General features: G+C 40.3%; 23 protein-coding genes and 1 riboswitch. Of the genes, 10 read left to right on the top strand and 13 right to left on the bottom strand.

The genetic code is table 11. From position 1 onward, the window contains the following. The first annotated feature begins 165 nt into the window (after positions 1-165). Positions 166-327: a hypothetical protein gene (locus ACHB7C_RS09095; protein WP_164975526.1), complete on the top strand. Its 162-nt coding sequence runs from the start codon at positions 166-168 to the stop codon at positions 325-327. Positions 328-364: 37 nt separating this feature from the next. After that, entirely contained in the window at positions 365-1,204 is an 840-nt protein-coding gene (gene sseA, locus ACHB7C_RS09090; RefSeq protein ID WP_198861186.1) for a 3-mercaptopyruvate sulfurtransferase, read from the top strand. 91 nt (positions 1,205-1,295) lie between these two features. Here sseA and ACHB7C_RS09085 read toward each other — a convergent pair whose 3' ends face one another. The 3 genes from ACHB7C_RS09085 to rhlE form a co-directional block, all read right to left on the bottom strand. Further along, positions 1,296-1,544, bottom strand: a complete 249-nt coding sequence (locus ACHB7C_RS09085; RefSeq protein WP_042846591.1) for a GlsB/YeaQ/YmgE family stress response membrane protein — start codon at positions 1,542-1,544, stop codon at positions 1,296-1,298. Positions 1,545-1,702: 158 nt separating this feature from the next. After that, positions 1,703-2,644, bottom strand: coding sequence for a tRNA dihydrouridine(16) synthase DusC (dusC, locus tag ACHB7C_RS09080; protein WP_198861185.1), 942 nt, complete (start codon positions 2,642-2,644; stop codon positions 1,703-1,705). Between the two features lie 301 nt (positions 2,645-2,945). Further along, positions 2,946-4,271 (bottom strand): ATP-dependent RNA helicase RhlE, encoded by a 1,326-nt coding sequence (gene rhlE / locus ACHB7C_RS09075; RefSeq protein WP_042846593.1) that lies wholly within the window; start codon positions 4,269-4,271, stop codon positions 2,946-2,948. A gap of 283 nt (positions 4,272-4,554) precedes the next feature. Between rhlE and cecR the strand changes: the two genes are divergently transcribed. The 5 genes from cecR to ACHB7C_RS09050 all read left to right on the top strand — a co-directional run bounded on the left by cecR (position 4,555) and on the right by ACHB7C_RS09050 (position 10,401). Next, positions 4,555-5,253 carry a transcriptional regulator CecR gene (gene cecR / locus ACHB7C_RS09070; RefSeq protein ID WP_173424819.1) on the top strand — a complete coding sequence of 233 codons (699 nt, stop codon included), beginning with the start codon at positions 4,555-4,557 and terminating at the stop codon, positions 5,251-5,253. Positions 5,254-5,404: 151 nt separating this feature from the next. After that, entirely contained in the window at positions 5,405-6,400 is a 996-nt protein-coding gene (gene hlyD / locus ACHB7C_RS09065; protein ID WP_042846595.1) for a secretion protein HlyD, read from the top strand. 9 nt (positions 6,401-6,409) lie between these two features. Continuing rightward, positions 6,410-8,149: an ATP-binding cassette domain-containing protein gene (locus ACHB7C_RS09060; protein WP_048606502.1), complete on the top strand. Its 1,740-nt coding sequence runs from the start codon at positions 6,410-6,412 to the stop codon at positions 8,147-8,149. Continuing rightward, positions 8,146-9,285, top strand: a complete 1,140-nt coding sequence (locus tag ACHB7C_RS09055; protein ID WP_198861184.1) for an ABC transporter permease — start codon at positions 8,146-8,148, stop codon at positions 9,283-9,285. The genes ACHB7C_RS09060 and ACHB7C_RS09055 overlap by 4 nt, the downstream gene beginning before the upstream one ends. A 9-nt stretch (positions 9,286-9,294) precedes the next feature. Next, positions 9,295-10,401, top strand: coding sequence for an ABC transporter permease (locus ACHB7C_RS09050; protein WP_042846598.1), 1,107 nt, complete (start codon positions 9,295-9,297; stop codon positions 10,399-10,401). Positions 10,402-10,608: 207 nt separating this feature from the next. On the opposite strand, the gene ACHB7C_RS09045 is transcribed toward ACHB7C_RS09050, so the two are convergent. The 5 genes from ACHB7C_RS09045 to moaA all read right to left on the bottom strand — a co-directional run bounded on the left by ACHB7C_RS09045 (position 10,609) and on the right by moaA (position 13,631). After that, positions 10,609-11,316 carry a Bax inhibitor-1/YccA family protein gene (locus ACHB7C_RS09045; protein WP_048606499.1) on the bottom strand — a complete coding sequence of 236 codons (708 nt, stop codon included), beginning with the start codon at positions 11,314-11,316 and terminating at the stop codon, positions 10,609-10,611. 134 nt (positions 11,317-11,450) lie between these two features. After that, positions 11,451-11,903: a molybdopterin synthase catalytic subunit MoaE gene (gene moaE, locus ACHB7C_RS09040; RefSeq protein ID WP_042846600.1), complete on the bottom strand. Its 453-nt coding sequence runs from the start codon at positions 11,901-11,903 to the stop codon at positions 11,451-11,453. A gap of 1 nt (position 11,904) precedes the next feature. Continuing rightward, complete coding sequence (gene moaD / locus ACHB7C_RS09035) at positions 11,905-12,150, bottom strand: molybdopterin synthase sulfur carrier subunit (RefSeq protein ID WP_042846601.1); 246 nt, start codon at positions 12,148-12,150, stop codon at positions 11,905-11,907. Further along, the gene (gene moaC / locus ACHB7C_RS09030) at positions 12,150-12,626 is read right to left on the bottom strand and encodes a cyclic pyranopterin monophosphate synthase MoaC (protein ID WP_042846602.1); all 477 of its coding nucleotides are present in this window, start codon (positions 12,624-12,626) and stop codon (positions 12,150-12,152) included. Before moaC ends, moaD begins: the two co-directional genes overlap by 1 nt. 24 nt (positions 12,627-12,650) lie before the next feature. Beyond that, the gene (gene moaA / locus ACHB7C_RS09025; RefSeq protein WP_042846603.1) at positions 12,651-13,631 is read right to left on the bottom strand and encodes a GTP 3',8-cyclase MoaA; all 981 of its coding nucleotides are present in this window, start codon (positions 13,629-13,631) and stop codon (positions 12,651-12,653) included. After that, a riboswitch (molybdenum cofactor riboswitch) is annotated at positions 13,621-13,760 on the bottom strand. It overlaps the preceding gene by 11 nt. Before the next feature lie 651 nt (positions 13,761-14,411). Between moaA and yvcK the strand changes: the two genes are divergently transcribed. From yvcK to glsA, 3 genes are all read left to right on the top strand, one after another. Then, a complete protein-coding gene (yvcK, locus tag ACHB7C_RS09020; RefSeq protein WP_042846604.1) occupies positions 14,412-15,320 on the top strand; it encodes a uridine diphosphate-N-acetylglucosamine-binding protein YvcK in 909 nt (302 codons plus the stop codon). Positions 15,321-15,508: 188 nt separating this feature from the next. Next, the gene (locus ACHB7C_RS09015) at positions 15,509-16,441 is read left to right on the top strand and encodes an AEC family transporter (protein WP_129466766.1); all 933 of its coding nucleotides are present in this window, start codon (positions 15,509-15,511) and stop codon (positions 16,439-16,441) included. Positions 16,442-16,484: 43 nt separating this feature from the next. Further along, positions 16,485-17,420: a glutaminase A gene (glsA, locus tag ACHB7C_RS09010; RefSeq protein ID WP_395347052.1), complete on the top strand. Its 936-nt coding sequence runs from the start codon at positions 16,485-16,487 to the stop codon at positions 17,418-17,420. An 82-nt stretch (positions 17,421-17,502) separates the two neighbouring features. Here the strand turns inward: glsA and uvrB are convergent, their stop codons facing one another. The 5 genes from uvrB to bioB form a co-directional block, all read right to left on the bottom strand. After that, positions 17,503-19,521 (bottom strand): excinuclease ABC subunit UvrB, encoded by a 2,019-nt coding sequence (uvrB, locus tag ACHB7C_RS09005; protein WP_048606492.1) that lies wholly within the window; start codon positions 19,519-19,521, stop codon positions 17,503-17,505. Positions 19,522-20,149: 628 nt separating this feature from the next. Continuing rightward, the gene (bioD, locus tag ACHB7C_RS09000) at positions 20,150-20,830 is read right to left on the bottom strand and encodes a dethiobiotin synthase (protein WP_071547846.1); all 681 of its coding nucleotides are present in this window, start codon (positions 20,828-20,830) and stop codon (positions 20,150-20,152) included. Continuing rightward, entirely contained in the window at positions 20,823-21,608 is a 786-nt protein-coding gene (gene bioC / locus ACHB7C_RS08995; protein WP_129466769.1) for a malonyl-ACP O-methyltransferase BioC, read from the bottom strand. The genes bioD and bioC overlap by 8 nt, the downstream gene beginning before the upstream one ends. Next, complete coding sequence (bioF, locus tag ACHB7C_RS08990) at positions 21,586-22,743, bottom strand: 8-amino-7-oxononanoate synthase (RefSeq protein ID WP_395347049.1); 1,158 nt, start codon at positions 22,741-22,743, stop codon at positions 21,586-21,588. The genes bioC and bioF overlap by 23 nt, the downstream gene beginning before the upstream one ends. Continuing rightward, a complete protein-coding gene (bioB, locus tag ACHB7C_RS08985; RefSeq protein ID WP_042846611.1) occupies positions 22,743-23,780 on the bottom strand; it encodes a biotin synthase BioB in 1,038 nt (345 codons plus the stop codon). The genes bioF and bioB overlap by 1 nt, the downstream gene beginning before the upstream one ends. Positions 23,781-23,793 lie beyond the last annotated feature (13 nt).

Raw genomic sequence — 23,793 nt, 5'->3', positions numbered from 1 at the left:
GCTTCGCAAAACTACTGTATTAAACACCATTATACATAAAAATTGGGAAGCCTTTTGCAAAACACCAACTCATACGCAGAAAAAGCAGCTTTTAACTTGTTTGCAACACTCATCCAGTTATACTTTGTGTTCTTATTACTACTATGATTACGCAGGCCACAGAAAATGAAAAAGGTTGTTATCGCACTTTGCGCATTATGTGCTTTTGGCTCAGTAGGCGGCATTGTTTTAGCTGGCATGAATATTTACACTCGTTCAACGACACCTATTGAACAGGGGCAACAACAATCCCCCTCAGTATTACCAGCACCTAATCAAGTGCAATAATTTAGAGTCATTTATCAAACCAGCATGGAGATAGCTTATGTACAACGACTATTTTGTAACCCCTCAATGGTTAAACGCACATCTGTTTGATGGCAATATCATTGTACTTGATGCCTCATCTCCCCCACCAACCGCTCCTTATGACTGCCGTCAACGTTATCTAGAAGAACACATTCCTAACGCTCAGTTTTTTCATCAAGATGAAATCGCCGATAAATCCTGTGACTTACCTCATATGCTACCAAGCGCTGAAGTATTCAGCCACGCCGTTGGAATGATGGGTATAGGCAATGAGACGCAAGTTATTATTTACTCACAAAATAATTTATTTTCATCGCCTAGAGCATGGTGGACTTTCACCACTATGGGCTGCAATAACATTAAAATTTTAGCGGGCGGTATCGATGCATGGAAAGCTGCAGGATTTACTGTTCAATCTGGTGAGGTTCCCCCTCCTGAAACTAAAAAATTCACAGCCTCACGTAAAGACAGTAATGCACTGAACCAGCAACAAGTACTTGATATTGTTCATGATGGTAAAATCCAAATTATTGATGCCCGTGCCACTGCTCGCTTTCTAGCTCAAGCACCAGAACCTCGCCCAGGGTTACGTATGGGGCATATTCCCGGCAGCAAAAATGTCCCGTGGGACCTACTGGTTGAAAATGGTATGTTTAAATCCCCAGAACAACTGAAAGCCATTTTTAATGAGCAAGGTGTTGATATTAATGCACCATCAATGACAACATGTGGCTCTGGGATGACCGCAGCTGTAGTGTTGATGGCCCTTACACTTTTGGGTAACCATAATGTACGGTTGTATGATGGTTCATGGGCACAATGGGGGCAGGATAATGGCCTTCCTATAGAGCCATAACTAATCAACCTTTTTCGATACCCCATAAAAGATATAAGCCACTAACTTGTCTGAGTGGCTTATATAATAGATTTTACTAACTAAGAAAGCGTTATTTTACAAATATACCCGCTAAGAACAGCACCACAATTGCCCCGATAACAGCGACAACAAAACTACCAAAGTTGAAGCCGTCAACCTTCCCTTTGCCAAAGAAGGTGCTAATGTACCCACCAACAACCGCACCAACGATCCCTAGCACAGTGGTCATAATAAACCCCATATGGTAAGTACCTGGCATTAGCCACTTAGCTAAGATACCTGCAATTAAACCAAAAATAATCCAAGCAATAACTCCCATCTTACTCCTCCTAGACTAGGTTGTTGCACAGTAATATTCTAAAAATCTTATATAATAGTAGTAAATAAGTTAACTAAACCACTACCATATCAAATAAGTAAAGACCCTATAAGCCAATTTAGCAACTATTAACTCCTGATAATTATTCGTGTTCATCATCAATGGCTAACTATTTCCGTTATGACCTGTGCTATCTGTTGAGCATTTTTTAAAGACCTTACTTGGGAAAATAATTCGTCTGCTTGCCGGTACTCTTTACGTAAATAACCAAGCCATTGCTTGATACGAGCTGCATGGTAATTACCTGTATCCCCTTGTTTTTCTAACTCCGTATATTTTAATAGTAATAACCCAACCTGCTCCCACGGCATTTTTTTATGGTTATGCTTAATCACACAACTCAGGTTCGGGGTGATCAATGCTCCACGCCCAATCATTACTGCATCACAACCTGTAATATTAAGGCAACTCTGAGCACTGGTATAATCCCAAATTTCCCCATTAGCGATAACAGGGATCGTAAGTTTCTGACGAATTTCAGCTATTGCATGCCAATTAATTCGCTCTGCTTTGTAACCATCTTCTTTCGTTCGCCCATGAACAGTTAGTTCTGTTGCACCTGCTTGTTGAACCGCATCTGCAATTTCATAAGCAAGGTCACTATTATCCCAGCCAAGACGAACTTTAGCCGAAACCGGTAACGGTTTAGGTACTGCTGCTCTCATCGCTTTGACTGCGTTATAGATTAAATCAGGCTGTTTTAATAATGTTGCTCCACCGCCATGGCCATTCACTGTTTTAGAGGGGCAACCACAATTTAAATCGACACCATATGAACCTAGTTCTATAGCTCTAGCCGCATTTTCAGCTAACCATTGTGGGTGTTGCCCTAATAATTGCACCCGTACTAAAGTCCCAGAAGGAGTTCGGCTTTTATACTTTAGTTCAGGGCATAGGCGATAAAAGGTTTTTGCCGGCAATAAAGTATCAACTATTCGAATAAATTCGGTAATACAAAGGTCATAATCATTAACTTCACTAAGTAAAGTGCGAACTAGAGGATCTAAAACCCCTTCCATCGGAGCTAATAAAACACGCATAAATTACTCACCCAAAAACGCCATAAGGTAAAAAGAAATTTCATACATTTAATTGCCTTAAATAAAGCACCTTTAGAATATTAATATTAACGTGTGACATAAAACTTAACCTAATCAATTGCCGCCTATAATACATTTTCGTTGGTAAATAAGCAGAAGAATTATCATAAGAATGAGCGTCTTAATGGGGAAATGGCAACGAAGAGTTTTAGCGAGGGGAAAGCTATATCAAAATAAGTAGCTCAACCGATGTAATAAACATCGTGCTGAGCCACTTTTTTAATACGACTAGTTAAATCAGTTAACCTTCGTGACGACCTTGTTTAGCTTTTTTCTGTGCATTTTTCCATGGCGAACTCAACGTTTTCCCCGTACTAGGCTTAGCCGTGGATACATTGGTACGACGAGGTTTATTGCTAGAAGCCCCACTCGAACGGCGCTCACCACGTTGTGGTGTTTTTTGAATAGGTTCCGCTTTAATAGAAGGGTCCGGCTCGTAGCCCTCTACAGACATTCTTGGAATCGGCTTTTTAAGTAATTTTTCAATATCTTTAAGCAATTTAGCTTCATCAATACACACTAATGAAACCGCCATACCTGTCGCTTCAGCACGGCCAGTACGACCAATACGATGTACATAATCTTCAGCAACATTAGGCAGCTCAAAATTTACAACATAAGGCAGTTGTTCAATATCTAAGCCTCGTGCTGCAATATCGGTTGCAACTAAGACTCGAATATCCCCCGATTTAAAATCGGCTAAAGCACGTGTACGAGCACCTTGGCTTTTATTACCATGAATAGCCGCAGCCTTAATACCGTCTTTATTCAAATGCTCAGCTAGACGATTAGCCCCATGTTTTGTCCGAGTAAAGACTAAAACTTGTTGCCAATTCTCACGACCAATCATAAAAGAAAGTAATTCCGATTTACGTTTTTTATCAACTAAATGAACATACTGAGTAATTTGTTCAGAAGCTGAATTACGAGGAGCCACTTCAATGGTCACTGGGTTATTCAGTAACTTATTTGCTAACTGCTTAATTTCATCTGAAAAAGTAGCAGAAAATAATAAATTTTGACGTTTTTTAGGTAATTTATTAATAACTCGGCGGATATCATGAATAAACCCCATATCTAACATGCGGTCAGCTTCATCTAACACAAATACTTCTACTTGAGAAAGATCAACCGCATTTTGATGAGCTAAATCTAACAAGCGCCCTGGGGTCGCGATTAAAATATCCACGCCTCCGCGTAACTTCATCATCTGAGGATTAATACTTACACCGCCAAAAACCACAAACGAACGAATACGTAGATGACGACTATACTCTTTTACATTTTCAGCAACTTGTGCCGCAAGCTCCCTTGTTGGCGTCAAAATTAATGCGCGAATTGGCTTACGATTATTCCCAGCACGAGGAGTAGTAACCAGTTTTTGTAAAATTGGCAACGTAAAACCCGCAGTTTTACCGGTGCCTGTTTGTGCGCTGGCTAAAAGGTCGCTTCCTGCAAGCACTGCTGGGATCGCTTGTTGTTGAATTGGCGTTGGGCTTTCATAGCCTAATTCATTAATGGCAAGCAAGATTTCCTCGTTTAATGCGAGGTCTGAAAAAGTAGTCAAATTAAATTACTCCGGGCTTCACCGCTTTCAATAGATTTTGGCAGTTATGGGGGAAGTGAGTCAGAGGAAAAAGCGCAAACTGCCGTGCGACATCACCAAATTCTAACATTATTTGCAGATGATAAATATATTAATTTAGTTTGGTTAATAAATTAATATAAAATCCCCCCTATATAGTATATATACTTACACAATACTATGAGATGTCGTTTTTTGTCCCTTATAAACATAAAAGCCAATTAAGAGCTTATTGGGTGTTATTTAATTCTGATTTTTAAAAGGAATGTTTATGAATACAGGTTCATCGCAAACTTTGCGGGGAGAAAACGCAAAAACACAACTGCTGCACACAGCTGCTGATGTCTATGGAGAGCAAGGCCTTGATGGCGCAACAACACGGAAAATTGCACAAGCTTCAGGGCAAAATATCGCCGCAATATCTTACTATTTTGGTTCAAAAGAAGGGCTTTACTTAGCCGTTGCCCACCTTATAGCCAAAAATATCAAAGATGATTTCAGTGATGTTTTCTTGGCAATTGATCAATTTTTAGAAAAACCGATAGCAACTCAAAAACCTGAGGATGCTTTAGATTTACTGCAACGGACTGTAATTGCGTATAACTATTTTCAACTCGAAAAGAAAAATTTGAGTTTTTCGCGTATATTAGCGCGCGAACAGCTCAATCCAACTGAAGCATATACCATCATTCATGAACATGCTTTAGGCCCAATACACTCACGATTAAACCGGCTTATCGCCCTCTATATTGGTGCAGACCCCAACCATTTAACGACGCTTATTCACACCCATGCTATTCTTGGTGAAACCCTGTCATTTCGTATTGCACGGGAAACATTGTTACGGCAAACGGGTTGGAAACATATCAATGAAAATGAATTTGAAATTATTAATCAAGTTCTTATTGAGCATACTAATATACTTTTAGCTGGTTTACGTCATCGCAAACAACATGAAAAGTGATATCATTAATTAAAGTGAAATATTCACGTTGATTATCACTAGAGGCTGATGATTTTCGCCGTCTTTCAAACAGAAACCGAGCATCAAAAATCAACAGCCTCTAACACCAATATCCGTTTTTCATATCACAGGCTCTTAAGTAAGGTTAGCTATGAACAATAAAAACCGTTCCGCAGTTGTTCTAATTATTGTCATATTAATCGGTATTGCCGCTGGAGGTTATTACTATTACCAATCTCAGCAAGAGAATACATTGACACTCTATGGTAATGTTGATGTTAGAACCGTTAACCTTAGTTTCCGTGTACCTGGAAAACTGGCGTCTTTAAATGTCGATGAGGGTGCACACGTTGTTGCAGGGGATAAACTAGGTCAACTTGATGATGCCCCTTATATCAATGCATTAAATAAAGCTAAAGGGGTACGTGATAGCGCGAAGGCTCAGTTAGCATTAAAAGAAAGTGGTTACCGTACTCAAGAAATTGCTCAAGTTGAAGCTGAAGTCGCACAGAAACAAGCCGCTTGGCAATATGCGGATAATTTTTATAAGCGCCAGCAAGGGCTAGCAGCTTCACGCGTTATTTCAGCCAATGAGCTAGATAATGCAAAAAATAATCGCAATCAAGCTTTTGCCGCACTCCAAGCCGCACAAGATAAACTCAATCAATATCAAAGTGGTTTTCGCCAAGAAGAAATAGCCGCCGCAAGGGGCGAATGGTTGCAGGCTGAAGCTGCTGTTGCACAAGCTGAATTGGACTTACAAGACACTCTTTTAACCGCCCCCTCCACCGGTACAATATTAACTAGGGCTATTGAGCCTGGCACTATCATTAATTCAGGCAATACCGTATTTAGCGTGACACTCACAAACCCTGTTTGGGTCAGAGCCTATGTCAGTGAACCCCACCTTGGTGAGGCAGTACCGGGCAAAGAAGTACTTTTACGTACTGATAGCCGGCCAGATAAGCCTTACCACGGTACCATTGGTTTTGTCTCGCCGACCGCCGAATTTACCCCTAAAAGCGTACAGACACCTGATTTAAGAACTGATTTAGTCTATCGGCTACGCATTGTTGTCAATGATGCAGATGAGGCATTACGTCAAGGAATGCCTGTAACCATTCAATTCACTGATCATAAGCAATAAGAGTTTGCAATGAGTGATAATTACAGTATTCACCTAGTCAATGTCGAAAAAACGTTTGTTGGCCTTAGCGCCCCTGCGGTTGAAAGCTTAACAATCGATATTCATGGTGGCTCTGTGACAGGTCTTGTTGGCCCTGATGGCGCAGGTAAAACCACATTAATGCGAATGCTTGCCGGCTTATTAAAACCAGACTCGGGGAAAATTCGAGTTATGGGGCTTGACCCCATTGAAGACAGTATCGCGATGCGTGCAAGTCTTGGTTATATGCCACAAAAATTTGGGCTATATGAAGACTTAACAGTCCAAGAAAATTTGGACTTATATGCTGACCTTAGAGGCATAGTGGGTGAAGAACGCATATCTACTTATCGGCAATTACTTTCTTTTACGAGCCTAGCCCCTTTTACTAAAAGGTTGGCGGGTAAACTTTCTGGCGGAATGAAACAAAAGCTCGGTTTAGCTTGTACATTATTAGGTAAACCTAAAGTGCTGCTATTAGACGAACCGGGGGTTGGTGTAGACCCAATCGCACGACGCGAGTTATGGCAAATGGTGCATACCCTTGCAGATGACGGTATGTTAATCCTTTGGAGCACATCATATTTAGATGAAGCCCAACAATGTAAAAATGTACTGCTTTTAAATAAAGGAAAGCAGCTTTACTCTGGCGCACCTGAAGTATTAACCCAAAAAATGGCTGGGCGTTCCTATTTACTTGATGCCCCTGCTAACCAAAAACGCACAGTGCTACAAAATGCGCTCGTATTACCCGAAACCACCGATGGAGTCATCCAAGGCCGTTATATTCGCCTAATTTTAAAGCCTAACGCATCCCAAGCAAATTTATTAGCAGCTTTAGATATGAGCGATAAAAAGCTGATTGAGGCACAACCCCGCTTTGAAGATGCTTTTATTGATTTGCTTGGTGGCGGGCCATCCCATCGTTCCGAATTAGCGGCTATCGTGCCACAAATACCTGCTAACCCGCAGGAAACTGTTATAGAAGCTCGTAATTTAACAAAAAAATTTGGTCAATTTGCGGCAACAGATAGGGTCAACTTTCAGGTCAAACGAGGGGAAATTTTTGGGTTACTAGGGCCTAATGGTGCAGGTAAATCGACAACATTTAAAATGATGTGTGCTTTAATGAAGCCAACCGATGGCCAAGCATTGGTACTGGGTATGGACTTAAAAACGAGTTCAAATAAAGTTAGGCAACATCTTGGCTATATGGCTCAAAAATTTTCACTATATGGCAATTTAAAAGTTGGGCAAAACCTAAAGTTTTTCTCTGGTGTTTATGGTTTACATCACAAACAACAATCAAGCAAAATTCAAGAAATGGTCGATGCTTTCAATTTTACTCCCATAATTAATCAGGTCACAGACTCTCTTCCCTTGGGTTACAAGCAACGTTTAGCACTGGCCTGCTCGTTAATGCATGAACCTGATATTTTATTTTTAGATGAACCGACTTCAGGTGTTGACCCGTTAACCCGTAGGGAATTTTGGTTACATATTAATGGTATGGTTGATAAAGGCGTCACTGTCATGGTCACCACACACTTTATGGATGAAGCAGAATACTGCGATAGAATTGGGCTGGTTTATCATGGCAAAATTATTGCTGCGGGTACCCCCGACGAGCTAAAACAGCAAGTTGTGACTAACGATAACCCAGACCCATCGATGGAAGATGCGTTTATTGGTTTGATCAACCGTTATGATAAACAGCAGGAGGCTCAATGACTCAATCAGCTTCCCATTTTTCATGGCGTAGGCTCAAAGCGCTATGTTGGAAAGAAACTAAACAAATTGTCCGTGACCCAAGCAGTGCATTAATCGCTGTTGTTATCCCACTAATGTTATTGTTTATTTTCGGTTATGGTATCAATCTAGATTCAAGTAAATTACGCGTTGGTATTTTGCTTGAGCAGCAAACCCCACAAGCACGTGAATTAGTCGATACCTTTACAGGCTCGCCATTTATTGATGCAACTATTAGTAATAATAGAAACTTATTGATAGACAAAATGCAAGCAGGTGAGATCCGCGGCATTGTCGTGATCCCTGTTAATTTTTCAGCACAATTATTGCAAGCACAAGGCCATGCGGCTATCCAAGTTATTACCGATGGTAGTGAGCCAAATACCGCGAATTTTGTGCAAGCATACACCAAAGGTATTTGGCATACATGGCAGATGCAACAAGGGGAAAACCAAGGTAAACCCATTTTCCCCTTGATTGAGGTCGATATGCGTTATTGGTTTAATGAGGCGGCCATTAGTCAGCATTTTATTATCCCAGGGGCAATCAGCATTATCATTACTGTTGTCGGGGCTATTTTAACCTCTCTAGTCATTGCTAGGGAGTGGGAACGTGGCACAATGGAAGCGTTACTTTCTACTCAAATTACTAAAACTGAATTATTACTTTCAAAATTACTGCCATACCAAGTGCTTGGCTCATTTGTGATGGTTTTATGCATGTTTGTCACCACTTTTGTGTTAGGTGTGCCTTATCGAGGTTCATTACTGGTGTTATTTGTGATCACCAGTCTTTATCTTGCAACCGCACTTGGAATGGGCTTATTAATTTCTACCATCACTCGTAATCAATTCAATGCTGCTATGGTGGCTCTAAATGCCGCATTCTTACCTGCAATAATGTTATCTGGTTTTATTTTTGAAATTGATAGCATGCCAGCAATCATTCAGGTAGTGACTTATTTTATCCCAGCTCGCTATTTTGTCAGTAGTTTACAAACACTATTTCTTGCTGGGGATGTCTACCTCGTTTTACTGACCGATTTTCTGTTGTTAATCGCATCAGCCATCTTATTTATTGGCTTAACGGCGCTTAAAACCCGTCGTCGTCTTGATTGAGGTGTCACTATGTTTTATCGCTTATACACCTTAATTATGAAAGAACTTCAATCATTACTTCAAGAACCACAGACGCGGATGATTTTGATTTTACCTGTGGTTTTTCAGATGATTTTATTTCCCTTGGCTGCCACATTAGAAGTCACTAATACCACGATTGCTATTTTTGACCAAGACAGTGGTAAACACTCTATAGAACTAACCCAACGGCTCGCCAAAGCCAGTGCTTTTTCTCATATTTTATTAGTGAAAAATGAGAAAGAGGTTCGCAAAGTACTTGATAACCGCCAAGCACTACTCGTCGTTCGTTTTAGCCAAAACTTTAGTGCTGATATTGCGACACAACAAAATGCCAATATGTTATTACTGCTTGATGGACGTAATTCAAATAGTGCGCAAATTGCTGCAAACTATGTTGAACAAATTGTGATGCAATACCAACAAGAATTGGCACAAACACAGGTCTCCCTCAATAACAGTGAATTAGTTGTCCGTAATTGGTATAACCCTAATTTGGATTATAAATGGTTTATCGTTCCATCATTAGTTGCTCTGATAACCACTATTGGCGTTTTGATTGTAACATCGCTGTCAATTGCAAGAGAACGCGAACAAGGAACCCTCGACCAACTATTAGTTTCCCCACTAACAACTTGGCAAATATTTATCGGTAAAGCGGTCCCTGCTTTGATTGTGGCTACCGCGCAAGCAACTCTAGTACTTGTCATTGGTATTTTTTGCTATCAAATTCCGTTTGCTGGCTCCCTGCTGCTATTTTATGCCACCATGTTATTTTATGGCTTGTCATTGGTCGGGTTTGGGCTATTAATTTCGGCATTATGTTCAACGCAACAGCAAGCATTCATTGGTGTATTCGTGTTTATGATGCCAGCAGTCTTGTTGTCAGGGTATATTTCCCCAGTTGAAAATATGCCAATTTGGCTACAAGAAATAACGTGGATTAACCCTATTCGCCATTTCACAGAAATAACCAAGCAAATCTACCTTAAAGATGCAGATTTCTCCGTGGTTTTTCATAGCCTTTGGCCATTATTTATCATTGCGATAATCACCAGTTCAGCGGCTTATTATTTATTTAGGAAAAAAATAGCGTGATCATAAAGATATAACATTACGTTTTAGAAGCACAATTGAACATGCTAGAGACACCAATAACGCCTTGAATTACAAACAAACTAATAATATTCAAATCATATTTTACGATAGTATTTAGATCAAAAAACCCTTGTTACCGAAGTAACAAGGGTTTTGAATTTTTACGGCTAAAGCGACCACATGTTAACTAATGGATAGAAACATGAATTATCGACGGTCACCGAAGATACGCAGTAACATTAAGAACAGGTTAATGAAGTCTAAATACAGAGATAATGCACCCATAATAGAGTACTTACGCATGGTTTCCCTGTCATCTTCATCAATTTGTGAACCCATTTCTTTCAGTTTTTGAGTGTCATATGCGGTTAACGCAGCAAACAGTAGCACACCACCGTAAGTGATCACCCAATACATCATTGTGCTTTGCAGCCAGATGTTAACTAAAGAAGCAACAACGATACCAATTAGAGCCATAAACAGGAAGTTACCCATCCCAGTTAAGCTACGTTTAGTGGTATAGCCGTAGAAGCTTAATGCACCGAACATCACTGCGGTAATTACAAACGTACCCGCGACGGATTCGCCCGTATAAGCAGCGAGGATCACTGAAATAGTTAAACCCGTTAGCAGTGAATAAAGCATAAACATGCCCGTCGCTGCCATTCCGCTAATTTTTTGCAGTAAGAATGATATCCCCATGACCAAACCAAGTTCAGCGATAATCATTCCAAAAAACAATATTTTATTCGTTGCAATGGTGTAATACAAACCACTGCTTACTGAATACCACGCAACAAATGCTGTCAGCAATAGACCGACTGTCATCCAGCCGTATACTTGCGACATAAATGCCTGAACGCCTGTATTGGCCCTCTGGACAAGAGAATCATTACGTTGATCAAACTGACCCATGATGGTTACCCTTTCGCTAAAAGAAAAATCGACCCAGTAAAAATACTGCAATCGGACAAAATTAACCAAAGTCTAACACATTATTTTGACAATACCATTCGGCAAATTCGTATTTTTTAGGGAAAAAAATGCGATTACCAACGGTTTGCAGACGTTTCATCGCTCTCTTTCGCTTCCACCCAGCGCTCGTTTTCTGGCAAGGTTTCTTTTTTCCAAAATGGGGCTTTTGTTTTTAAATAATCCATTATAAATTCAGCAGCTTGAAATGCAGCATTACGATGAGCACTGGTGACGCCAACAAACACGATTTCGTCTCCCGGTTGCAGTGTACCAATACGGTGGATAACACTGACCCTTTGGAGTGGCCAACGGCCTCTCGCCTCAGTGACGATGTTTGTTAAGGCTTTTTCAGTCATGCCAGGATAGTGCTCTAAAGTTAAGGCAGCTACACTGTCCCCTAAATTATGGTTACGAACCTTGCCTGTAAAGGTCACCACCGCGCCATCACTATCACATTCAGCAAGCCATTGATATTGTTCGCCAACACTAAAGTTATCTGTCTGTACTGCGATATGGGTATTTTCCATTTTATCCCCCTGTGACTGGAGGAAAAAATGCCACTTCATCGTTATCAGTAAGCGGATGAGTAAACGGAACAAACGATTGATTAACAGCCGCCAGTAACTTGCCATCCTCAAGTGCCAATGCCCAGCGTTCACCTTTTTGAGAGAGCGCGTAGCGTAAATCTTCAACTGTCTGATAGTGTTCAGTAATGTCTAAACAGTCTACCCCCACTAACTCACGTACTTGCGCAAAAAATAAAACTTTAATCATCATTCCACCTTAAAATGTCCAGACTTCCCGCCTGTTTTTTCTAATAAGCGAACAGGGCCGATGACCATGTCTTTTTGTACAGCTTTACACATGTCATAAATAGTCAGTGCCGCTACCGAAGCGGCGGTTAACGCTTCCATTTCCACACCCGTTTTACCTGTTAAACGACAGCATGTCTCAATACGAACACGGTTATATTGCTGCTCTGCAGTAAGTGTCACTTCGACTTTAGTGAGTAATAATGGGTGACACAAAGGAATAAGCTGCCAAGTATTTTTTGCAGCTTGAATACCTGCGATACGTGCCGTAGCAAACACATCCCCTTTGTGATGGCTTCCATCAACAATCATCGATAACGTTTCGGGGTTCATCGTGACATAAGCTTCAGCACGAGCTTCGCGGATAGTTTCAGTTTTTGCAGAAACATCAACCATATGCGCCTCGCCCGACGCATTGAGGTGAGTCAGTTGGGACATATTTTCTCCTGAAATCTAAAAGGGTTAACCGCCAATAACAGATAAATTTGGTGTAATGCCGCTATCACCCATATGTAGGAAATGAGTTTCACGTTTATGGTGTAATCCACGCTGTATGCGGGCTTTTAGGTCTTCATTTTGGCTATCATCTGCCAACAAATCCCGTAGAGGAACACCATTTTCACCGAATAAACATAAATGTAAATTTCCTAGTGAGGAAACACGTAGGCGGTTACAACTTTGACAAAAATCTTTTTCATACGGCATGATAAGCCCAATTTCACCTTGATAATCAGGGTGACTAAAGACTTGAGCTGGGCCATCGCTACGAGAGCGAGGCAACATATACCAGCCCTCTTCAATCAAGCGAGCACGAACCGTTTCACCGGAAACATGGTAACGTTGGAAGATATCGCTGCCATCCCCCGTTTCCATTAACTCAATAAAACGTAATTGAATTGGGCGATGTTTAATCCAATTTAGAAATGATTTCAACGCAATATCATTGATATTTTTCATCAGTACGGCATTCACTTTGACTTTCTCAAAGCCTGCTTCAAAAGCAGCATCAATGCCTTTCATCACTTGGAAAAATTTATCTTGCCCTGTAATTGCAGCAAATTGACGAGGATCGAGACTATCGACGCTGACATTAATCGCGTTCAGACCAGCCTCTCTCCATGTTTGTACATCCCTCGCCATGCGGTAACCATTAGTCGTCACCGCTATTTTTTTGATGGCGTCATTTTCATTAATTGCGGCAATAATGTCGCTGAAATCTTTACGCATTGTTGGCTCACCACCAGTAATACGCACTTTTTCCGTTCCCAGTTCAGCAAATGCTGTACTGATGCGACGTATTTCATCTAGTGTTAGAAATTCATGGCGGCCACTGGGTTTATAGCCATCAGGTAGGCAGTATGTGCAACGAAAATTGCAAACATCTGTTATAGAAAGCCGAAGATAGTAAAATTTCCGGTCATATTGATCGACGAGTTGTTGCATAATCACACCTTTCCAAATACGGGAGATGCAGACATTTCTATCTTACACCCTGGTGGCTGTATGCCACGGCCAGTGCATCATATTTGTTTATGCAAACTTAGACGCAAAGGCTAGGAGTTTTATTTGGAACTTAGCCGCTGATTTTGAAAAATAAAATTAGCCACTCTGTTCACTTAATTTCTGTATGGATTCTAGCTGATAGAAATTGAAAAAGCGAATCAGAATTCGATATATATTATATTATACAGCGGCTTACATAAGATGAGGTAATTGATTCGAAGCCATTATTATTACTGATAATTTTTTGTTTTGAGCTATAACAATGAATACAATTTCTCATAAAATGATTAACACACCTTATTATTTAATTAAACATTTATTGATGTAGATCTAAAATAAGAGCCCAGTTAGCCATTAAACCAGTGTAAACAAAACTCACACGGCCATTTAATTGCAATTCAATACCTCAAATGCAGTTGCAATTATGTTATGACTCCCAATACCGAAGCCTATCATTTCCAGTTTAGTACGATTTATAGCAAGATTATCTGGTGTATTTTTCCGCATTAAGCACACTTCAATACGGAATGTTCTCTTTTATTGTTTTTTATCACAGTACTTAAGCTAAGAATGATGTTTTATGATAGATTAATGCCCAATTTATTTAGAACCCTTTTTAAGTGCAGCATAAAAAATAGCAGTGGCATATCGGATGAATTTTGCCGTTGTAAACGATTTGGTTATTTTTTGGTGCTAAAAATTAATTGATATAGGAACACTATGCCGAATTGCAGTCTGGCGGATCTCAGGCATGTTGTCGCTCTCGGTGGCGGGCATGGGCTTGGTCGCGTGATGTCTTCTCTTTCCTCTTTAGGTTCTCGTTTAACCGGCATCGTTACCACCACTGATAATGGCGGTTCTACAGGTCGAATTCGTCGGTCTGAAGGTGGGATCGCTTGGGGAGATATGCGTAACTGTTTGAACCAATTGATCACTGAGCCTTCAATTGCCTCTGCCATGTTTGAATATCGTTTTAGTGGTAATGGTGAGCTATCTGGCCATAACTTAGGTAATTTGATGCTAAAGTCATTAGATCATCTGAGCGTGCGACCTTTGGAAGCCATTAATCTCATCCGTAATATGCTAAAAGTCGATGCGCAGTTAATCCCGATGTCAGAATCGCCTGTTGACTTAATGGCTGTTGATGAGATGGGTAATGAGGTTTACGGTGAAGTGAATGTCGATGCCCTGAGTGAAGTCCCGAAAGAACTTCGTTTATATCCAACAGTCAAAGCGACAGGCGAAGCTTTAGAGGCTATTCACCAAGCTGATTTGATCATCATCGGCCCCGGTAGTTTTTTTACAAGCCTGATGCCACTCTTATTGTTAGAAGAAATTGCAAGTGCATTGCATGAATGTAAAGCACCAATGATTTATATTGGTAACTTAGCAAAAGAAATAAGCTCCCCTGCCGCTAACCTTTCTTTACCTGAAAAGTTACAAATGATGGAGCATTATATTGGCTGTAAAAAAATCGATGCATTGATCCTTGGGCCACGCACGCAAATAGATAATATTAGTGGAGAGCGTAAAATCATCCAACGTGTTCTTGAGGCAGATGACATCCCTTATCGTCACGATAGAAAGCTACTATTACAAGCCATTGAGGCTGCCATCCAATTAATTTAATTAAGCATTTAAGAATTTAGTTCCTCTTTTTAAGGAGGAATTAAATTCTATTCCTAAAAACTTCGTAATTATTTTTCTCTTTTCCAAGGTTTTCATCTATATTATTAATATATGATTTTATAAAGATAACTTTTTAATATTTATGACTAGCAAAATGTGGTTCCATATAATGACATTGAGGAACGTAAATGCTAAATGATTATTCAAACATTTTAATTCTTTTTCTGATTGTTGGGATAGGATTTATTTTAGGTAAAATAAAGTGGTTCAATGAAAATAGTAATAGTGCAATGACAAAGTTATTACTTAATATCACATTGCCTATAACGCTCATTTTATCTATCACTACTGACTTTTCAAAAAAAGAATTTTTAACATTAATTCCAGCTATTATACTCCCATTTAGCACTATTTTACTGTTAATGTTAATTTCCTTTATAGTTGCTATTATAATGAAGATCCCAAGGGGAGAACATGGCTTATTTATTGGCCTTTGCTCGATGAGTAGCACTGTTTTTTTTGGTATTCCAATCACAATGGCCGTTTATGGTTCCCATCAATTACCTTATGCATTAATGACATACATAGCACAAACCATTATCTACTGGACATTAGGCATCTATTTACTTAAGAATGATAATAATACCGAAAAATTTAACGTTATAGATACAATAAAAAATATTTTCACACCGCCTCTAATCGCATTTATTATTGGTGTATTTCTATTATTAACTCATATAAAGATACCCAGTTTATTAACATCGTTTTTTGACTATTTAAATGGCATGACTTCACCTCTCGCAATGCTGATTATTGGGGTCATTATTTATCTTACTGGCTTAAAAACATTAAAAATAACCATACCTATTATAGTGATTATTATTTTTAGGTTTATTGTTACACCTTTAGTTGTTTTATTACTTGGCCATTTATTGAATATGCCAATAATGATGATAAAAGTCACAATACTAGTCTGTTCACTACCTATTCCAAATACGACTGTTATCTTAGCAAATAAATATAAAGCCGATATAACACTTGCAACACAAGCTTTAACATTTTCTATTCTTACTTATTTATTATATATCCCTGTTATTTTATATTTTATCCATACAATATAACTGAGCTTAATAATTAACTTATATTTATTAAGGAATAACACTTATGCTAGATCTAAAAAAAATGCGCATTACTGTCGAAGATATTTACCAAGAATTCCGCCATGATACGGAAGGAGCAAATGCAGACTATATTCCATTTTTAGCCAAAATTGATAGTCAACTTTGCGCATTAGCCGTGGTGACGGCTCAAGGGGATATTATTTCAGCAGGTGATACCCAATACCGTTTTGCTATTGAATCGATTTCTAAGGTGTGTACGCTCGCCTTAGCACTCGAAGACTTTAGCCCTGATGTAATTCAAGAAAAGTTAGGGGCATCTGCGACAGGGTTGCCTTTTAATTCTGTGATGGCATTAGAATTACATGGAGATAAACCTTTGTCCCCCTTAGTCAATGCAGGTGCAATTTCAGCGGCAAGTATTATTAAAGCGCAATCAATAGATGAGCGCTGGCAACGTATTTTAGAGATGCAACGAAAATTAGGCTCTAAAGAGATTACTATTTCTGAGGAATTAAACCAGTCCGAACAAGCGACTAATTTTCATAATCGTGGAATTGCTTGGCTATTATATGCCGCTGGCTACCTTTATTGCGATACAATGGAAGCTTGTGATGTATATACTCGTCAGTGCTCAACACTTATTACCACGGTAGAATTAGCCACTATGGGTGCAACTATTGCAACCGGTGGGAAAAACCCAATAACCAAAGAGCAAGTCCTTAACCCTGATAACTGCCCGAAAATACTCGCTGAAATGACCATGGAAGGGATGTACGACAGTTCAGGCAATTGGGCCTATAACGTTGGGCTACCTAGCAAAAGCGGAGTCGGAGGCGGTATATTAACGATAATACCTGGAGTGATGGCTATTGCGGCATTTTCTCCACCTTTAGACCCAATAGGAAACAGCGTTAGAGGGCAAAAGATGGTCGCAAAACTCGCCAAAAGTTTAGGCTATAATTTATACAAATGCCGTTAGCCTATAATACCCCGCCTTGATTGAACAGCCCCGCTGCCAATAAGCGGCGGGGTAATCTTAACAAATTGTTTTTAATCAATATTTATGAGTTAGCAATAAACTGAGAGCGTATCGCTTGCAGTTCATCTCGCACCCTTGCCGCAGCTTCAAACTCCAAATCTTGCGCGTGTTTATACATTTGGGCTTCGAGTTGCGAAATGCGTTGTTCCAACTGTTTTGTCGACATAGATTGCACATCAGCCATAACATCATTTTTGATGTTATCTTTGGCTCGATTCTTGCCCTTGCCCCCCACTTTGTGACCAATTTGCAAGATATCGCCGACTTTCTTATTAAGCCCCTGTGGAGTAATGCCATGCTCTTCATTGAAAGCCATTTGTTTAGCACGGCGGCGTTCCGTTTCGGCAATCGCTTTTTGCATTGAATTTGTGACCCTATCGCCATACAGAATAGCTTTACCATTCAAGTTACGGGCGGCACGGCCAATAGTCTGAATCAATGAACGCTCTGACCGCAAGAACCCTTCTTTATCTGCATCCAGAATAGCGACAAGAGACACCTCTGGCATATCGAGGCCTTCTCTTAATAAGTTAATACCAACCAACACATCAAACTCACCAAGACGCAAGTCGCGAATAATTTCAACACGCTCAACTGTATCGATATCAGAATGGAGATAACGTACTCGCTCGCCATGTTCCTCAAGATATTCGGTTAAATCCTCTGCCATCCGTTTTGTTAGCGTAGTGACTAACACCCGCTCATTTTTCTGTACACGAATACGAATTTCAGAAATTAAATCATCAACTTGAGTTGCAACAGGACGAACTTCAATTATTGGGTCAAGTAACCCAGTTGGGCGAACAACCTGTTCGATAACCTCATGACCAGATTTATCAAGCTCATAGTTACCTGGTGTTGCAGAGACATAGATTGTTTGAGGTGCCAGTGCTTCAAACTCTTCAAAGCGCATTGGCCGGTTATCCAATGCGGAAGGTAGACGAAAACCATATTCAACCAGAGTTTCTTTTCTCGAACGGTCACCTTTATACATCGCCCCAATTTGCGGGATAGTAACGTGAGACTCATCAACCACTAATAAACCGTCAGCAGGGAGGTAATCAAATAAGGTTGGAGGGGCTTCACCCGGTGCTCGCCCTGACAAATAACGTGAATAGTTTTCAATCCCTGAGCAATAACCGAGCTCATTCATCATTTCTAAATCATACTGAGTGCGTTGAGTTAACCGCTGCTCTTCTACTAATTTGTGGTTTTCCAATAGAACTTTACGTCTATCAACTAACTCAACTTTTATCTGTTCCATCGCTTCAAGAATACGTTCTCTCGGCGTAACATAGTGCGTTTTAGGATAGACGGTGAAACGAGGAACACGGTGTTGGATTTGGCCGGTAAGTGGGTCAAACAAGGATAACCTTTCGACTTCGTCATCAAATAATTCAACACGTAAAGCATATTCATCTGATTCAGCTGGGAATATATCAATAACTTCACCGCGTACACGGAACGTACCACGGGTAAAGGCTTGGTCATTACGTGTATATTGTAGATCTGCCAAGCGACGGAGAATCGACCGTTGATCAATAATCATACCGTCCGTCAAATGCAACATCATTTTTAAATAGCTATCGGGATCACCTAACCCATAAATAGCAGATACCGAAGCGACAACAATGACGTCTCGACGTTCAAGTAAAGCCTTAGTCGCAGACAAACGCATTTGCTCAATATGTTCGTTAACAGAGGCATCTTTCTCAATAAAGGTATCCGAGCTTGGTACATAAGCTTCTGGCTGATAATAATCATAGTAAGAAACGAAGTACTCAACCGCATTTTCAGGAAAAAACGCTTTCATTTCACTGTAAAGCTGAGCCGCTAAGGTTTTATTATGCGCCATCAACATGGTTGGTCGATTTTCTTTTGCGATGACGTTAGCTATCGTAAAGGTTTTCCCCGAACCTGTTACCCCTAATAGGGTTTGATGAGCGAGACCATCTTGTAGCCCTTCCCTTAATTTTCGAATAGCTTCAGGCTGGTCCCCCCCCGGTTGGAAATCAGAATGCAGTTTAAAATCCTTACTCATATTAACGCCCCTTAGCTTATCTCTTGCGTTATAATACTGGATAAAAAACCAGCTTCAAGCCCTGAGATGAAATTTTCTGTAATTAACCATTCCAATAAGTTTATAAAAATGTTATCCCCAAAAAAGTACTTGACCTTTTCTAAACTTTATATTTTATGCTATTGCCTTTTTGCGCCCTATGTTAAATACAAATTGAAGGCTTGATTTTATTTAACCAATTGAATTTAAAATAAATTAATTTCGAGTCCAGATTCACATCAAATAAAGGCAAAGCCGCTTGTCACCTAGCATAGAACTTGTTTTATAACGTTAATACACAAGGTTATCCACAGAAATAGTGGATAACTCTTGAAGCCCTTAGGGCTCATGCTTTCACGCAATATCTAAAATTTGTTAAATGATAGCTAAATGACAATAAGATGGCAGTTCGATGAAAAAATTTTTACGTAGTATCCGCTACGAAAAAGGGATTTTATCTTTTTTACGAAGATCCAGCAGGTATCTCAGGTGAAAAACTTGACAAAATTTAGGTTGATCACGTTAAAAAGATCGCCAATATAATTAACAATTATTACAGCCCACTATCGCTTTCTATATAGGGGCTGATTCATCATTTTAAAATGTTTGATCAAGATGTTAGTAAAGAAAGATCTAAAAATTGCCCTAATGAGCAGCCCATTATATCTTTGCGATGCGGGATCACACCTAAGCAAGGTGCTTTAATCATATGTTTAAGTGTCTCTAAATACTGTTTTTGGTAATCCCCAGGGGTTTCTACCTCATTAGCAACCCAACCAACCACTGATAAGCCTGAAGCGATAATCGCTTTCATCGTTAATAATGCATGGTTAATACAACCTAACTTAACGCCCACCACTAGAATCACTGGTAATTGCTGTTCGATAACCCAATCAGCGTAAGTCTGTTCATGGGATAACGGTGTATACCAACCACCAGCACCTTCAACTAATACCCAATCCGCTTGCGATTGTAGATGCTGTAAGCCTTTATTGATCACTGAAAATTCGATCGGTTGCTGCAATTTATCACTAATTATATGCGGGGATGTTGGTGCTTCAAATACAATCGGATTAACTGCGCTATAAGGTAATGTTAACCCGCTATTTGCTTGCAATAGTAATGCATCACTATTTCGTAAACCATGTGGTGTAATTTCACTGCCTGATGCAACTGGCTTGTAACCTGCTGTTTTAACACCTTGGCAATTTGCAGACTGCAATAAAGCACAGCTTACGACCGTTTTACCAACTTCGGTATCCGTTCCTGTTACAAAATACGTTTTAGTCACGATAAAGTACCCCAAATACCGTATAATAAGTTAAAGGTAACCCTTGTTCTGTTATCGGATATACAGCCGCAAGCTGTTTTAGGCGCTGGCGTGTCATTAACCCCGTTTTGCGCCCAGCGGTTAAATGAGTTGCCCCTATCCCTTTTAATGAATGAAGTAACTCTGTAATTCCAGAAAAATACAATGTATCTTTTTGAATAGTTAGCTGATTTCTCCATCTTTGGCAGCTATTGCGCATTTGCTGAACTCCCAAAAACACATTAACATGAGGAGCATCATCTAATGCTTTCCAAGCGCTCGATAATTCACTTAATGAATGTTCTCCCAGTGTGGTAAATACCACTATTCCCCCACGTTTAGTCACACGGTATAATTCGCTTAATGCTTGAGTGATATCTTGGCACCATTGGAGTGCTAAATTGGAAAACACGACATCAACACTTTGATCCGCTAATGGGATCGTTTCTATATCTGCACAGATATAATGATCCGCAGCACACTTCCCTTCTGCAACATCTAACATCCCTACAGAAATATCTAACGCTGTGACTTGGTAACCTTGAGCTGTAAGTTTTTGACTGAAATACCCCGTGCCACACCCCGCATCCAACACCCGTAATGGCGCTGAATGTGGCATTAATGCTAATTCGGATGTCAGTTGCTTCAACAGCTGTTCTCCTGTTGCTTGCTGGTAGCTAGCAACAGAATCGTAATTTTTCGCAGCGCGGCCAAAAGCAGCCGCTATTTTATGCTTTTCACGACATAGAGACGAAATCATCTAAAGTCTCCAATAATTGATCAATATCTTGACGTCTATGGGCGGCACTTAATGTGATCCGTAGCCTAGCACTTCCCACTAGCACTGTGGGTGGGCGGACCCCGTGAACCCAAATATTTCTATTACGCAAAAAATTTGCGAGTTGTTGGCTAGCTTGGTTATCACCAACAATTAATGGTTGGATAGCCGTCTTTGAGTCGGCTAGTTTCATCCCATTGAAATTCGCATTATTTCTAAAGTATTCGATATGTTGGTTAAGATTAAAACGCGCTTCATCTGCTTGCTTGATTTGTTGCATCGCCGATAAAATGGCGACGGCCTGTGCAGGCGGCATTGACGTGCTATAAATTAAGTGGCGTGCAGATTGCACCAAAAAGTCAGCGGTTTGCTGGCCACAAAGTATTGCTGCCCCACTTAAACCGAATGCTTTACCAAACGTCACCACTAAAATTTCAGGCTTAACTCCCTGCTCAAAGCAGCTTCCACGTCCTTGCTCACCTTTAACTCCAATCCCATGAGCATCATCAACCATCAGCCAAGCTTTGTGTTTTGTGGCGATTTGTTGTAATTGTCGCAAAGGCGCACTATCGCCATCCATGCTGAATACCCCTTCAGTGACAGCAAGAGTTTTCCCTGTAATAGGTTTAGTGATTAGATGTTCTAGAGATAATGTATTATTATGATGAAAGCGACGTAATTTAGCCCCTGAATGCATCGAAGCTTCGATGATTGAAGCATGACTTAATTTATCTGCTAAAATACGGTCGTTTTGTGTCATCAACGCCGTGATCACCGCATGGTTGGCAGCAAAACCCGAAATAAACAACAATGCCTTTGAATACCCCAACCACTCAGCAAGTGCCGTTTCGAGCTCATCATGTGCTTTGGTGTAACCAGTAATATGGCCTGAGCCACCGCTACCGACCCCATATTGATTTGCTCCTCTTTGCCAAGCTGCAACAACCTTAGGATGGTGAGTTAACCCTAAATAGTCATTGGATGAGAAGTTAAGATATTCTTTGTCTGCCAGATAAAGTGACCGGCCATCAGCCCGGTCAATACATTGACGTTGCCGCCAGATCGACGCTTGTTTACGCTGTTCAATCTGTTCTTCGATGAATGATTGCCAAGACATTATACAACAGCGTTATAAAATTGTGGGTTATCTGCGGTTAGCAACGTTTCGGCTAGTTTAGCCGCTTGCTGGTTATCTCCCTCATCTGTTTCAATTCGCTCTGGGTTAATGTTTAGTTTGTTAAACAATGCGAGGTCTTTGTTCTCGTCTGGGTTAGGCGTTGTCAGTAATTTACAGCCGTAAAATACTGAGTTCGCTCCAGCCATAAAACACAGCGCTTGAGTCTGCTCATTCATATATTCTCGACCAGCAGAAAGCCTCACATAGGAGGTTGGCATCATGATCCGAGCCACTGCGATCGTGCGTATAAAATCAAAGGCATCAACATCTTCATTATCCGCCATCGGCGTCCCTTCGACTTTCATCAGCATATTGATGGGAACACTTTCTGGGGGCTTTGGTAAATTGGCAAGTTGCACTAAGAGTGCAGCACGATCACTCACTTTTTCCCCTAACCCTAAAATCCCGCCTGAACACACCTTGATACCCGCATCACGCACATTTTCTAAAGTATCTAAACGGTCTTGGTATGTACGTGTTGTAATAATATTGCCGTAATATTCAGGAGAAGTATCAAGGTTATGATTGTAATAATCCAAGCCCGCTTCTGCTAAACGCTGGGCTTGGGTATTATCAATCATTCCAAGTGTCATACAGGTTTCCATCCCTAACGATTTAACCTCTTTAACCATCATTTCAAGATAAGGCATATCCCGTTCTTTAGGGTTACGCCATGCAGCCCCCATACAAAAACGCGTTGAGCCTGCTTGCTTCGCTTTCTTAGCTGATTCTAAAACTTGTTGTACTTCCATTAAACGCTCAGTTTCTAGCCCCGTTTTATAACGAGCACTTTGAGCACAATATTTACAATCTTCGGGACAAGCCCCTGTTTTAATTGATAGAAGCGTACTCACTTGCACTTGTTGGGGATCAAAATTTTGCCGATGAATTTGCTGCGCTTGAAATAACAAGTCAAAAAAAGGCATTGAAAACAGTTCATTAGCTTGTTTTATTGTCCACTGTTTTAATTGGCTCACGGGAACTCTCCAG

Origin of the sequence: Providencia sp. 2024EL-00732 (genome assembly GCF_044006275.1) — a bacterium.
Lineage (GTDB): Bacteria > Pseudomonadota > Gammaproteobacteria > Enterobacterales > Enterobacteriaceae > Providencia > Providencia huashanensis.
The sequence above is the reverse complement of the archived record's forward strand: the minus strand, read 5'-3'. Positions and strand labels throughout refer to the sequence as shown.

Coding starts and splice junctions, on each gene's coding strand:
- ACHB7C_RS09095 (WP_164975526.1), top strand. CDS start 166: ATGAAAAAGGTTGTTATCGCACTTTGCGCATTATGTGCTTTTGGCTCA.
- sseA (WP_198861186.1), top strand. CDS start 365: ATGTACAACGACTATTTTGTAACCCCTCAATGGTTAAACGCACATCTG.
- ACHB7C_RS09085 (WP_042846591.1), bottom strand. CDS start 1,544: ATGGGAGTTATTGCTTGGATTATTTTTGGTTTAATTGCAGGTATCTTA.
- dusC (WP_198861185.1), bottom strand. CDS start 2,644: ATGCGTGTTTTATTAGCTCCGATGGAAGGGGTTTTAGATCCTCTAGTT.
- cecR (WP_173424819.1), top strand. CDS start 4,555: ATGTTTATGAATACAGGTTCATCGCAAACTTTGCGGGGAGAAAACGCA.
- hlyD (WP_042846595.1), top strand. CDS start 5,405: ATGAACAATAAAAACCGTTCCGCAGTTGTTCTAATTATTGTCATATTA.
- ACHB7C_RS09060 (WP_048606502.1), top strand. CDS start 6,410: ATGAGTGATAATTACAGTATTCACCTAGTCAATGTCGAAAAAACGTTT.
- ACHB7C_RS09055 (WP_198861184.1), top strand. CDS start 8,146: ATGACTCAATCAGCTTCCCATTTTTCATGGCGTAGGCTCAAAGCGCTA.
- ACHB7C_RS09050 (WP_042846598.1), top strand. CDS start 9,295: ATGTTTTATCGCTTATACACCTTAATTATGAAAGAACTTCAATCATTA.
- ACHB7C_RS09045 (WP_048606499.1), bottom strand. CDS start 11,316: ATGGGTCAGTTTGATCAACGTAATGATTCTCTTGTCCAGAGGGCCAAT.
- moaE (WP_042846600.1), bottom strand. CDS start 11,903: ATGGAAAATACCCATATCGCAGTACAGACAGATAACTTTAGTGTTGGC.
- moaD (WP_042846601.1), bottom strand. CDS start 12,150: ATGATTAAAGTTTTATTTTTTGCGCAAGTACGTGAGTTAGTGGGGGTA.
- moaC (WP_042846602.1), bottom strand. CDS start 12,626: ATGTCCCAACTGACTCACCTCAATGCGTCGGGCGAGGCGCATATGGTT.
- moaA (WP_042846603.1), bottom strand. CDS start 13,631: ATGCAACAACTCGTCGATCAATATGACCGGAAATTTTACTATCTTCGG.
- yvcK (WP_042846604.1), top strand. CDS start 14,412: ATGCCGAATTGCAGTCTGGCGGATCTCAGGCATGTTGTCGCTCTCGGT.
- ACHB7C_RS09015 (WP_129466766.1), top strand. CDS start 15,509: ATGCTAAATGATTATTCAAACATTTTAATTCTTTTTCTGATTGTTGGG.
- glsA (WP_395347052.1), top strand. CDS start 16,485: ATGCTAGATCTAAAAAAAATGCGCATTACTGTCGAAGATATTTACCAA.
- uvrB (WP_048606492.1), bottom strand. CDS start 19,521: ATGAGTAAGGATTTTAAACTGCATTCTGATTTCCAACCGGGGGGGGAC.
- bioC (WP_129466769.1), bottom strand. CDS start 21,608: ATGATTTCGTCTCTATGTCGTGAAAAGCATAAAATAGCGGCTGCTTTT.
- bioF (WP_395347049.1), bottom strand. CDS start 22,743: ATGTCTTGGCAATCATTCATCGAAGAACAGATTGAACAGCGTAAACAA.